Raw genomic sequence first — 11,884 nt, 5'->3', positions numbered from 1 at the left:
CCTACTCCACCTCGAAGAATTCCGGCCAGTACCGCTCGATGCAGTCGACCGGCTGACCCTGGCGGTTGAACTGCGGGCCGGTCAGTCCGACCGTCAACGCCACCGCACGTTCGCGCGCCGAGCCGTGTCCGGACGCGCCGCCGGTGTCGCCGATGATCGGCAGCAGCGTCGCGACCTGCAGGATCTCCCGCGCGCCGAGCGCATCACGCTGGTAGGCGGTTGCACCCCAGTTCGCGGCCAGGCAGTCGGCGATGAGCTCGCTGTTCTTGCCGGCCGGGAGACGGCTGTCGGGGATGTCGAACGCCTCGGCCATCCGGAACACGACGTTGTGGCCGTATTCGTGAGCGACCACGATCGCCGCGGTGAAGTCGCCGACGATCGGCGATGGCACCCCGAAGACGTTGCCGTCCCAGATGGCCGCGAAGGTGTCGACCGGGAGCACGATGCTGCCCTCGGTCGGGGTGCCCTCTCCGTTCGGTTCGGTGTCCACTCCACAGAAGAACGCGTTGGCCTCGTCGGACGGGATCGGTACGGGGTTCGAATCCTCGTCGCCGGCAATGCACTCCGTGGCGAAGGAGGTGCCGGACTCGATCAGCACCCGTCCCGGTGCCGGGTCGCCCCAGCCCAGTTCGTCGAACCACCCACCCCATGTCTGGTCGAGGTCGTCGAGGAGCGTGGTCAGGTAGTCGGGCACCGCGGTGTCCACGTTGGCCGGGGTGACCCCGCTGGTCATGAGTTCCGCGGTCGGCGTCGGCAACTTCGGGCAGTCGTCGGGCCGGCACTGCGCCGCGTCGGCGTCGCCGGTCGGGTCCGTTGAGCGCGACGGCGTCGGACTCGGTGCGCTGCTTGTCGACGCGGACGACGGACGGGACTCCCCGGAATTCTCGGACGGGATGAGTGCGCATCCGCTTCCGACGGTCAGTGTCACCACGGCGGCCAGAGCGACCGCCCACCGCATCGCGAGGGGCCCGCGTCGATCGATCATTCGGCGAACGTAGCAGGCGGGACCCGCTTCACCTGGGGTTTGTCGTCTGATCGAAGCACGCTCCGGCCGATGCCCTACGCTTTATCAGCGGGACCGCAGATGGTCCGCGCGTGATCCACGCGGAACGTCCGAACAGCGAGCTGGAGAGCACCGTGAGCGTTGACACCGACCCGAATCCGGCCTTCGCCGACTACGCCCACCCCGAGCGGCTGGTGACGACCCAGTGGCTGTCGGCGCATCTCGGCGCCAAAGGACTCAAGATCATCGAGTCCGACGAGGATGTGCTGCTCTACGACATCGGCCACATCCCGACCGCTCAGAAGATCGACTGGCACCTTCATCTCAACGACCCGGTCACGCGCGACTACATCAACGGCGAGCAGTTCGCGGAACTGATGCGCAGCAAGGGAATCGAACGCGACGACACTGTCGTGATCTACGGCGACAAGAGCAACTGGTGGGCCGCCTACGCGCTGTGGGTCTTCACCTTGTTCGGCCACGAGGACGTCCGCCTGCTCGACGGTGGCCGCGACGCCTGGATGGCCGAGGACCGTGACACCTCCTTCGACGTCCCCGATTACCCGCGGTCGGACTACCCGGTGGTCGAGCGCGACGACGCCAAGATCCGCGCGTTCGCGCCGCAGGTCCTGGAGGCCCTGGGCACCGAGCCCCTCGTCGACGTCCGTTCCCCGCAGGAGTACACCGGCGAGCGCACGCACATGCCGGACTACCCGGAGGAGGGCGCGCTGCGCGGCGGGCACATCCCGACCGCCATCTCGATCCCGTGGGCGAAGTCCGCTGCCCCCGACGGCCGTTTCCGCAGCCGCGCCGAACTCGACGAGATCTACGCCGGGCTCGACCCGAAGACGCCCACGATCGCCTACTGCCGCATCGGTGAGCGGTCGAGCCACACCTGGTTCGTGCTGACACATCTGCTGGGGCACACCGCGGTCCGCAACTACGACGGATCGTGGACCGAGTGGGGCAACGCGGTGCGCGTGCCGATCGCCGTCGGCGAGGAGCCGGGCGCCGTTCCCGGCACCGAGTGAACCCGACCGCACGATGAGTCTGCCTCCAGCCCTGGCCGAGATCGTCGACGACTTCGGCGCACTCGACGACTCCGACAAGGTCACGCTCCTGCTCGAGTTCGCCGGCGAATTGCCGGACATACCGGCGCATCTCGAGCAGGATGCGATGGAACCGGTACCCGAGTGCCAGTCGCCGGTCTTCCTGTCCGTCGACGCCGCCGACCCGTCGTCGGTGCGGCTGTATTTCAGCGCTCCGCGCGAGGCGCCGACGACCCGCGGTTTCGCCGCCATCCTTCATCAGGGACTCGACACCGCGTCGGCGCGCGAAATCCTCGACGTGCCATCGGATTTCTATTACGACCTGGGACTCGGCAGCGCCGTGAGTCCGCTGCGCCTGCGGGGTATGGCGGGCATGCTGGGCCGCATCAAGGCGCAGGTTCGCGCCCAGGTGCCCGACACGCCCGGGGCATGAAGTTCATCCAGATCCGCGACGAACCCATCGCGCCCGGCGGTCTCGTCGAGTGGACGCCGTATGTGCCGGGCGGACTGGGTAATTGGGACTACGACTCGCGCCTGACCTCGCACAATCACGAGCAGCATCTGCGGGCGGCGTTCGAGTACCGGGTCCGCACGCGTCGCGAGGGCGGACGTGAGGCCTGGCTCGGGTTGAGCATCGAGTTCGACGAGCCGCTGTCGATCCCGGCCATCCGGTCGGTGCTGACCCAGTGGATCGACCGGCACGAGGTGCTGCGTAGTCACGTCGTGATCAAGGGCTCCGGCCTGCAGCGGCTGACCACCGCGCCGGGGACCGTGAAACTCAAGATGGGCCGGGTCGGCTGGTACGCCGAGTCGGGTCCGCTCGTGGAGCAACTGGCGGGCTCGTTCGATCGCGCCACCGCGCCGCTGCACTGGCCGGCCTACCGGTTCGCGACGGTCGGACGCGAACGCTCGTTCACGCTCCTCTTCGCCGCCGATCACTCGCTGGTCGACGGGTACTCGCTGATCATGGCCCAGCAGGAGCTGGTGTCGATGTACCGGGCGGCGCGGGAGCATCGCGGCGCGAATCTGCCCGAGGTCGGCAGTTATGTCGACTTCAGCGCCGCGGAACGCCGGCTCGCCGACCAGACCGGGCGCGATCATCCGGCCGTCGGCCTGTGGTCGGAGTTCCTGGCCGCCGGCAACGGTGACATGCCCGGCCTGCACACGGCTGACCCGGCCAACGATCACCGCACCCCCGACGATGTCGACACGGACGCGGCACTCCCCCAGGAGTCGCTGTGGGGTGTGGTCGCCGACGACGCGACGGCCAACCGGTTCACCGCGATCTGCTCGGAGGCCGGCGGCACGCTGACCGCCGGAGTGCTGGCGGCCTTCGCCGTGGTGCACCACGAACTGACCGGCGATCGGCAGTTCCGTTGTGTGCTGCCGCGGCACACGCGCGACGACGCCCGCTGGCTGACCTCCCTCGGCTGGTTCGTCGGGGTCGCTCCCTTCTGTCTCGACATGTCCGACTCCCCGACGTTCGACCAGGCCGTCGTCCGATCCACCGCCGCGCTCAAGCACGGGCGTCAGGGCGCTTCGCTGCCGTTCCTGCGGGTGGCCGACCTGATCGGGCACGAGGGTGGCCCGCGGTTCGTCATCTCGTTCATCGACACGCGCTATGCACCGGGCGCCGGGGCCGCCGACGCGGGGCGTGCGAAGGTCCTCCGCAGTCACAGCTATTCGCCCGACGAGGTGTACATCTGGATCAACCGCACCCCGTCGGGACTGCGGTACTCCGCCCGGTTCCCGCGCGAGTCGCCGCTGCGTGAGCTCGGCGTCACCGCCTCGGCGAACACTCCGGGTGCACAACATGAGGGAAACGTCACATTTCCCGCCGCCGAGGCCCGTTCCGAAGACGGTTGGGCGATCGACCCGACAGGTGGTCCCGTCCACGCCTACCTGCGTGCTTTCGCCGAACTGGTCCGACGCCTCGGTGATGCGAGCACATTCTCTCCGGCGTTGTGACCCAGGGCTCCACCGAACGATTGCTCGGTGGGCTAGGGTATTGCCCGGAAGGTCGCGACACCTGCACCGCGAAGGTGTCGCATCGCCCTCGCCGTCCGCATCCCGGCCGGTGACGGCGGGCCGCCAGACTTGACCGACGTCCGCCCAACGTGTCGCGTGCGCTACCGCGTCGTGCACCTGAGTACGAGTAAGGCCCAGGAGAACAAGTGCCCAGTACCTCTGCGAACACTCCGTCCGCAATCAGCAAGGTCCTCATCGCCAACCGTGGCGAAATCGCTGTCCGCGTGATCCGCGCCGCCCGGGATGCAGGCATCGCGAGCGTCGCGGTGTACGCCGAGCCCGACGCGAACGCACTGTTCGTCAAACTCGCGGACGAGGCTTTCGCACTGGGCGGGCAGACATCGGCGGAGTCGTACCTGGTCTTCGACAAGATCCTCGACGCGGCCAAGAAGTCCGGCGCCGACGCGATCCACCCGGGTTACGGCTTCCTGTCGGAGAACGGCGACTTCGCGCAGGCCGTCATCGACGCCGGGCTGATCTGGATCGGTCCGTCCCCGCAGTCGATCCGCGACCTCGGCGACAAGGTGACCGCGCGCCACATCGCGCTCAAGGCCGACGCACCGATGGCCCCCGGCACCAAGGATCCGGTGAAGGACGCCGACGAGGTCGTCGCCTTCGCCCAGGAGCACGGCGTGCCGGTCGCCATCAAGGCGGCATTCGGCGGCGGTGGACGTGGCATGAAGGTCGCGTACACGATCGAGGAGATCCCGCATCTGTTCGAGTCGGCCACGCGTGAGGCCGTCGCGGCGTTCGGTCGCGGCGAGTGCTTCGTCGAGCGCTACCTCGACAAGGCCCGCCACGTCGAGGCCCAGGTCATCGCCGACCAGCACGGCAACGTCATCGTCGCCGGCACCCGCGACTGCTCGCTGCAGCGTCGATTCCAGAAGCTGGTCGAGGAGGCCCCGGCCCCGTTCCTGACCGACGAGCAGCGCACCAAGATCCACGAGTCCGCCAAGGCCATCTGCCGCGAGGCCGGCTACTACGGCGCCGGCACGGTCGAGTTCCTGGTCGGCAGCGACGGGCTGGTCTCGTTCCTCGAGGTCAACACCCGCCTGCAGGTGGAGCACCCGGTCACCGAGGAGACCGCGGGCATCGACCTGGTGCGTCAGCAGTTCCGCATCGCCAACGGCGAGAAGCTGGAGATCACCGAGGACCCGACCCCGCGCGGTCACGCCTTCGAGTTCCGCATCAACGGTGAGGACGCCGGCCGCAACTTCCTGCCCGCCCCGGGACCGATCTCGGTCTACAAGGAGCCGACCGGCCCCGGCGTCCGCGTCGACTCCGGCGTCGTCGAGGGTGACGTCATCGGCGGCCAGTTCGACTCGATGCTGGCCAAGCTGATCGTCACCGGCGAGACCCGCGAGCAGGCGCTGGAGCGTTCGCGTCGCGCACTCGCCGAGTTCGAGGTCGAGGGCCTGGCGACGGTCATCCCGTTCCACCGGCACATCGTCTCCAACCCCGCCTTCATCGGCGACGGCGAGAAGTTCGACGTCTACACCAAGTGGATCGAGACCGATTGGGAGAACCCGATCGAGCCGTACACCGGCGGCGAGCCCATCGAAGACGACGAGGCCGCCCCGCGGCAGAACGTCGTCGTCGAGGTCGGCGGCCGTCGCGTCGAGGTGTCGCTGCCCGGCGATCTCGCCCTCGGTGGCGGTGGCGGCTCGGCCAACGGCGTCGTCCGCAAGAAGCCGAAGGCACGTTCGCGCAAGAAGGGTGGCGGCGCAGCCGTTTCCGGCGACGCCGTGGCAGCTCCGATGCAGGGCACCGTCGTCAAGGTCGCCGTGGAGGAGGGCCAGGAGGTCGCCGCCGGCGATCTGGTCGTCGTCCTCGAGGCCATGAAGATGGAGAACCCGGTCACCGCCCACAAGGACGGCGTCGTCACCGGCCTCACCATCGAGGCCGGTGCTGCCGTCACCCAGGGCACGGTGCTGCTCGAGCTGAAGTAAGACACACCGCTCCCTCGCTGCCTGAGGTGCGAGCGCCCCTGCTCCCTGAGGTGCGAGGAGCGCAAGCGACGAGCCTCGAAGGGCGGGCGTACAACAAGGCAATGCAACCAGTCGAGATCAACGCCGGGACGTGGTATCTGCGTGCGCTTCGTGCGGACGAGCGGATCACCGACGTCCCGGCGTTGTCTCATCTCGAGGTCGACGACCCCGCCGCGTACGTCGCTGCGGCGCAGCGTGACTGGGAGTCGGAGACACGATTCGTCTGGGCGATCTGCATCCCCACCACCGGTGAGCTCATCGCCCTGATCGGGGTCACGCCGAACGGCTCGTCGGGCCGCCTGTGGGGCGAGGCACGCGACGGCTACGACGAGGCGCTGGACACCGCCGTCGGGCCGGTCTCGAGGTTTGCCGAGGGTGCACTCGGTCTGGTTGTCGGGCAAATGCTGTCGCGCGGGATCGGCTGAGACGCGGAGTCAGCACACGACCATTCGTCGTACCCGGGGCGATCTTCGTCCATTCGGCGATCTGCGCGCCGCTTCAGATGACCCAGGTCTTGCTCACCGCCGAACGTTACGGTCAGCAATCTCCGCAGGTCGTCTTGATCCAGGAAAGGTCGTACCGGGTTTCTCCTCGGTCGCCGCAGAATTCGCATACGGTGCTCGACTCGTCGGTTGTCGCGTCGACCAGGAGCTCGCAAAGGCTCCACGTGAAATCGTCGACCGAGTTTCCGTAATTGAGGTAGCAGCGCAAAACCCCGAACTTCTCTTTGATCTGCGCGTAGGTGAAGTCGTCGGTGACGGCTGAGAGCCGGCGATGGAGGCGAACCAAGAGCGGATACCAGCCGGCGTTCACAGTGCAGCCGACTGCCGGGGACGCCATCGCGGCGGGGAGTCGGACGGGTTCGGGCGCCATCAGGCGACGCCTCGCTCGGCCTCCGCGGGCCCCTCGAAATCCACGCCCGTCAGTGGGCTCATCGAGTCGATCGCAGACGATGAATGGCGGTGTCGATGGGAACGGCACATCTCTCCGGTCTCGCGCACGATGCCCGCGCGAGCGCCGGCCTCGGCCGAATCAATGAATTCTGCGAGGGCTTTCGAGTTCACCATGTCGCCTCCTCTCGGTTCGGCCGAGTTGACCTGTCGGCTTCCGTCACCAGAATGCGACGCGGCACCGACATCCACCACAACGATCGCCGTCCGATTGCGACGAGTCACCCCACGATTGATGTCACTGGCCCCGAGTAGGTTCTCGGCGTAGGAATGGACGACCGAGACAGAACGTCAGGGAGGAGGTGCCGCGTTGGGCACGTTCACGAACGATCACTGGATCGACTCGTCCGGCGAAGGCTCCGATCGGTTCACTCGGATCATCGCCGAGTTGCAGGAGCAGTCGCTGATCCCACACTCGACATCCGGCGAATCAGCCAGAGCTCTCGCGTGGGAGTTGGTCGACCGGCGCGATCGGATCGCCGCCGAGTTGTGGGACTGCCGGACATCGGGAATCTCTGTGCCGGTTGGGAAGACGGCACTCCGCTTGGCATCCGGAGCGCTCTACGACGCCGAGCAAGCGGTGGTCGACGAACTCGTCTCGCGGATCCCGGCGAGAGCGGTTCATGAGCGGATGAACTCCGCCGCCTACCTGGCAGCGGATATCGACGCTGCGACAGCCGAGGCCGCAGTGCTCGACACACATGAATCCGTCGGTCGGGCAACGCAGCACGAGGCCACCGATACCGAACTGCTCGGCGATCCCGCCGACTACGCCGGAATCGACCCCATCGAGGACGTGGCGATTCCACCCCGGATCGAATGGACCGAAGCCGACCGCAAGGCCGTGCTCGACGAGGCCATCGGAACGTACGGAATCGCTGCCGGCGAGTGGTACTCGGTGGAATGGCCGCCGACGGAGGGCTCCCTGTGGGACCCCGGATACCTCGTCACCTCGGACTGGGAGCCATGCGACGAACACGCCGACGATCCGGACAGTGACGCAGCACTCGACTGTGTCCGATGCGAAGACTCGGTCACCACTGAGGTCGAAGCGATGGCCGTCTGGAAGTTCACGACCAGGTTGACTCACCACCGAATCGGGTTCGACAGCAACGGTTCTCTGATCGTCGATCGGGTGGCGGAGGAGATCGACCCGACATTCGAGGTACGCGAGATCACGCAGGACCCACGCCTGATCCGCATCGGCCTGCCACGCGGACATCGCTGACCTCGATCTGAGGATGACCTGTCGGTGCGTCGTGGTTGCATCATCGGATATTCGAAGGAGAAACAAATACACCCTTGACTCGAACATATATTCGAGTATCGTGGAGGTATGTCATCGGGGGCGGGGGCCGGGTCCACTACATCTGTGGACCCATCACAGGAGTCGGTCGAGCCGCGCTTTCGTCCCGACCATGAACTCTCCGCTGCCGAACTCGTCGAGGTCCTCAACCACTGCGCGGGTTTGGCGGCAGCGTCGGCGCATCGAATGATGGTCGTTGCCAGCCTCATTCACGACGAACGCGAGATGGACTACGCGCAGCGGCGCGCCGAGACGCACAGCGGCGAACTCGACTCCATCGAAGCCTTCGAGCACCTGTCCGCGCGGGTGGCCGCTGGTGAGAATCCCTACGAGCAGTTCGGGCCCAACGGTCTCGAACAGGCCATCGCCGAAGTCGGTGCCACCCTCACCGTGACGCCGGCCGAGGCGAAAGATCTCATCGAAGCCGGCGACGCACTGCGCTACCGACTCTCCTTCACCGGACACGCACTCGCGTGCGGTCGAATCGACAAGCGCCGCTTCCTCATCGCCCTCAAACGCACCGACCTCATCACCGACGACGAAGAGATGCAGACCGTCGACGCCCATCTCGCCGAGGCGATCTTCGCCCGCGCACCGATGTCCACGGCCCGGTTCACCGCCATGGTCGATTCCATCGTCGCCAAGTGGGCACCCGACGCGATCCGCCGACGCAAGGAGCGAGTGAAATCCGACCGCAAGGTGACCGTCACCCCCGACCGGTTCACACCCGGGCAGTCCCGGATCTCCGGCACGCTGCCCACTGCTGATTCCGCCGAGTTCGACGCCCGCCTGACGGCGATGGCCACCGCGGTCCACGCCGGTGACCCTCGAAAGTTGGCCAACCGCCGAGTCGATGCTCTGAAAGCGCTCGCGCGGGGCGAAGCTTCTATCGCGTGCGAATGCGACGACTGCCGACCTGCCGCAATGGACATTGAAGCCAACACCACCGGCGACGTCGACGCAGCGACAGTGGACACCGCCGACCACACGACTGAGGCACCCGCGCGCCACTCCGGGAACGATGACACCGACACCCCGGACAGCGACACGGTTGTCGCCGACCCTCCGGGTCCGGACGCGTCGCCGTCGTCATCGCCGGCGCCGCGCGCGACCTTTCACATCGTGGTCAACCTGTCGACCCTGATCGGTCTAGACAACGACCCCGCATTCCTCGACCGCCACGGCATCCTCGACGCCGACACCGCCCGGCAGCTGCTCGCCGAAGCCCGACGCACCTACATCCATCCCGCACCGAACCCCGCCGCGCCCGACGCGCCACCGGTATCGCCTCCCGAGGCGGACAGTTCGACAACGCGGTACACCCCGTCGAAGAAGCTCCAGGCCCTGGTGCGTGCCGGCGAACTGTGCTGCACCTTCCCCGGCTGCAACGCCCCGGTCTGGCAGATCGACCTCGACCACACCGAACCGTTCGACCACACCGACCCGCGGCGCGGCGGCCCGACCGATGCACGCAACCTCGCTAGTCGCTAACAACACCCCTTCCGGTGGCCGGATCAGGCTGCTTCGTGCCTCTGCTCGCAGTGTCTTCGTCGTCATCGACGGGCTTCACTGGAACTGCGCCGGAGAAACGGCCACCGGCCATGGGCGTATCGAAACGGGTCTGTCTCCGCCGTGAATGACGGATCGTTTGGTCAGGGCAGGGCAACCTATTTCGACGCCGATGGTTCCGGGCGCACCTATATGGCTGGTGTAGGTCCGGGGCGAGACGAAGTCGGAGCCCGGCGCCGGCACCGCGCGCGAGTGCGCCTTGAAAATAAAGTAGAGAATGTCCTCAAAAATATCGTCAGGCATCCTAATACGGTTCACCATCTTGCTAGCCGGACGAGTGCATCCGCGTGATACCAGCATGCGGATCCGTCATCCAGGCGAACAGGGATAGATCCCAAACGGTCGGGTTTGCCGATCACATAGCCAAACGCTGGCACCGCCGCTGCGTGCCGTGCGCGCACGATGACTTTGTCCCCGTAGCGCCAGCCGTCATGTCTCTCCGTGATGTCAGGAACCTCCCCTCAGTCCGTGTGTCGTTCCTGCCCGGTGGGCACTGCGGCAGGAACGACACACGGGGTGGCTACGCGCTGGTCGACAGATATGTCGTGTGGGTTCGCATGCATGCCGCGAGGCCTTCGGGGCCGAGTTCGCGCCCCAAACCGCTCGCTTTGATACCGCCGAATGGCGCAACCGGGTCGAGCATGTAGTAGTTGACACCTACCGTGCCAGATTCGATCTGCTCGGCGATCTGGATACCGTGAGCCTCATCTGCGGTCCACACGGTGCCGGCCAACCCGTATGCCGAATCGTTAGCGATCTGAACCGCCTGACCGACGTCGTCGTATGGCATCAGAGCGAGTACCGGTCCGAACACTTCTTCTTGCGCAAGGGGACTCGACGGATCAACATCCGAGAAGAGGGTGGGTTGTACATACCAACCACGATCGAGGTGGGCCGGCCGACCGCCGCCGGCAACAACGCGAGCGCCGTCGTCCTTGGCTCTTGCGATGTGTGCCTCCACCCGGTTGCGGTGCGCATCAGTGACCAGTGGCCCGACCTGTGTACTCGGATCAAGTGGATCGCCGATGACAGCACCATTCACGAGTCCGGCGAAGACCTCAAGCGACTCGTCGAACCTGTTGCGAGGGACAAGAATTCGGCCATTCAGCACACAGGTCTGACCGTTATTCAGTAACGTCGCCTGAAACAGTCCTTCGATGTTCGCAGTGAGGTCAGCATCGTCGAGGATGATCGCTGCCGACTTTCCCCGAGCTCGAGGGTCACTGGGCGGAGTAACTCACCACAGGTCTTTGCGATTTGGCGGCCGACGGTGGTCGATCCGGTGAACGTGACCTTGTCGACGTCTCGGTGTGACACGAGGTAGGAGCCAGTGCTCGCCCGCCCGGGAACGATGTTGACGACTCCCGCGGGTATGTTCGCGGCGGCGACCGCTTCTGCGAAAACATAAGAGTCCAAGACTGTTTCCGGGCTGGGCTTCACCACCACGGTGCAGCCAGCGGCCAACGCAGGCGCCACCTTCAAGGCAGTGACCAGGTTTGGATAGTTCCATGGCACGATCGCGGCGACCACACCGACGGGGGACTGCCGAACAATGGCGCGGCCACCGAGTACGCCTGGACGTGTCTGCTCCAGTTCTGTGGTCCGAATGAGGTTGGCGTAATACCGGTACACGGTCGCGGGAAGCCCGGATTCGAGCGTTCCGGCGATGGCAATCGGCATCCCGTTTTGCGACGAGACCAATTCGGTGAGTTGCGGCGCGCGCGCCTCCAACTCGTCGGCAAGCCGCTCGATCGCCGCTGCGCGGTCGTCGGGGCTCCACGCCGACCAACCACGCGGATCGTCGAATGCACGTCGTGCCGCGGCAACCGCGGCGTCGACGTCGTCCTCATCTGCTGCTGGTGCGCGTCCGATGACTTCTTCGGTGGCCGCGGACAATATCTCGATGCGTTCGGGCGCGTGGGCTGGTGACAATGCGCCATCGATGAACAGTGCGTTCTGGTCGATCATGTGTTCCTCCGTGAGTGCTTGCA

The 11,884-nt window shown here is 66.4% G+C and carries 11 protein-coding genes and 1 pseudogene; 7 read left to right on the top strand and 5 right to left on the bottom strand.

Annotated elements, in window-relative coordinates:
• Position 1: 1 nt before the first annotated feature.
• The gene (locus tag QAD21_RS08815) at positions 2-985 is read right to left on the bottom strand and encodes a metalloprotease (RefSeq protein ID WP_231632652.1); all 984 of its coding nucleotides are present in this window, start codon (positions 983-985) and stop codon (positions 2-4) included.
• Between the two features lie 152 nt (positions 986-1,137).
• Here QAD21_RS08815 and QAD21_RS08810 point away from each other — a divergent pair, with 152 nt between their 5' ends.
• The 5 genes from QAD21_RS08810 (at position 1,138) to QAD21_RS08790 (ending at position 6,493) form a co-directional block, all read left to right on the top strand.
• A complete protein-coding gene (locus tag QAD21_RS08810; protein ID WP_055475116.1) occupies positions 1,138-2,034 on the top strand; it encodes a sulfurtransferase in 897 nt (298 codons plus the stop codon).
• A gap of 13 nt (positions 2,035-2,047) precedes the next feature.
• Positions 2,048-2,485 carry a SufE family protein gene (locus tag QAD21_RS08805; protein ID WP_055475052.1) on the top strand — a complete coding sequence of 146 codons (438 nt, stop codon included), beginning with the start codon at positions 2,048-2,050 and terminating at the stop codon, positions 2,483-2,485.
• Positions 2,482-4,020, top strand: a complete 1,539-nt coding sequence (locus QAD21_RS08800; protein ID WP_055475053.1) for a condensation domain-containing protein — start codon at positions 2,482-2,484, stop codon at positions 4,018-4,020. The genes QAD21_RS08805 and QAD21_RS08800 overlap by 4 nt, the downstream gene beginning before the upstream one ends.
• A 206-nt stretch (positions 4,021-4,226) precedes the next feature.
• Positions 4,227-6,029 (top strand): acetyl/propionyl/methylcrotonyl-CoA carboxylase subunit alpha, encoded by a 1,803-nt coding sequence (locus tag QAD21_RS08795; RefSeq protein ID WP_055475054.1) that lies wholly within the window; start codon positions 4,227-4,229, stop codon positions 6,027-6,029.
• A gap of 101 nt (positions 6,030-6,130) precedes the next feature.
• Positions 6,131-6,493: a hypothetical protein gene (locus tag QAD21_RS08790; protein WP_055475055.1), complete on the top strand. Its 363-nt coding sequence runs from the start codon at positions 6,131-6,133 to the stop codon at positions 6,491-6,493.
• A 112-nt stretch (positions 6,494-6,605) separates the two neighbouring features.
• Here the strand turns inward: QAD21_RS08790 and QAD21_RS08785 are convergent, their stop codons facing one another.
• Positions 6,606-6,941: a hypothetical protein gene (locus tag QAD21_RS08785; RefSeq protein ID WP_055475056.1), complete on the bottom strand. Its 336-nt coding sequence runs from the start codon at positions 6,939-6,941 to the stop codon at positions 6,606-6,608.
• Entirely contained in the window at positions 6,941-7,135 is a 195-nt protein-coding gene (locus QAD21_RS08780) for a hypothetical protein (RefSeq protein ID WP_137809921.1), read from the bottom strand. Before QAD21_RS08780 ends, QAD21_RS08785 begins: the two co-directional genes overlap by 1 nt.
• Before the next feature lie 193 nt (positions 7,136-7,328).
• Between QAD21_RS08780 and QAD21_RS08775 the strand changes: the two genes are divergently transcribed.
• Both QAD21_RS08775 and QAD21_RS08770 read left to right on the top strand, forming a co-directional pair.
• The gene (locus QAD21_RS08775; protein ID WP_055475058.1) at positions 7,329-8,246 is read left to right on the top strand and encodes a hypothetical protein; all 918 of its coding nucleotides are present in this window, start codon (positions 7,329-7,331) and stop codon (positions 8,244-8,246) included.
• 144 nt (positions 8,247-8,390) lie between these two features.
• Entirely contained in the window at positions 8,391-9,815 is a 1,425-nt protein-coding gene (locus tag QAD21_RS08770) for a DUF222 domain-containing protein (RefSeq protein WP_223258869.1), read from the top strand.
• Positions 9,816-9,890: 75 nt separating this feature from the next.
• Here QAD21_RS08770 and QAD21_RS08765 read toward each other — a convergent pair whose 3' ends face one another.
• Positions 9,891-10,136: a hypothetical protein gene (locus tag QAD21_RS08765; RefSeq protein WP_137809920.1), complete on the bottom strand. Its 246-nt coding sequence runs from the start codon at positions 10,134-10,136 to the stop codon at positions 9,891-9,893.
• 277 nt (positions 10,137-10,413) lie between these two features.
• Positions 10,414-11,861, bottom strand: a pseudogene (locus QAD21_RS08760) (aldehyde dehydrogenase).
• Positions 11,862-11,884 lie beyond the last annotated feature (23 nt).

Source organism: Gordonia sp. SMJS1, assembly GCF_029866425.1.
Taxonomy (GTDB): Bacteria; Actinomycetota; Actinomycetes; order Mycobacteriales; family Mycobacteriaceae; genus Gordonia; species Gordonia hongkongensis.
This window is presented reverse-complemented; position numbering and strand designations above follow the sequence as displayed.

What these genes read in the sequence shown, in the direction of transcription:
- QAD21_RS08785 (WP_055475056.1), bottom strand. Translation starts at nt 6,941, where the DNA reads ATGGCGCCCGAACCCGTCCGACTCCCCGCCGCGATGGCGTCCCCGGCA.
- QAD21_RS08800 (WP_055475053.1), top strand. Translation starts at nt 2,482, where the DNA reads ATGAAGTTCATCCAGATCCGCGACGAACCCATCGCGCCCGGCGGTCTC.
- QAD21_RS08765 (WP_137809920.1), bottom strand. Translation starts at nt 10,136, where the DNA reads ATGCCTGACGATATTTTTGAGGACATTCTCTACTTTATTTTCAAGGCG.
- QAD21_RS08805 (WP_055475052.1), top strand. Translation starts at nt 2,048, where the DNA reads ATGAGTCTGCCTCCAGCCCTGGCCGAGATCGTCGACGACTTCGGCGCA.
- QAD21_RS08780 (WP_137809921.1), bottom strand. Translation starts at nt 7,135, where the DNA reads ATGGTGAACTCGAAAGCCCTCGCAGAATTCATTGATTCGGCCGAGGCC.
- QAD21_RS08790 (WP_055475055.1), top strand. Translation starts at nt 6,131, where the DNA reads ATGCAACCAGTCGAGATCAACGCCGGGACGTGGTATCTGCGTGCGCTT.
- QAD21_RS08815 (WP_231632652.1), bottom strand. Translation starts at nt 985, where the DNA reads ATGATCGATCGACGCGGGCCCCTCGCGATGCGGTGGGCGGTCGCTCTG.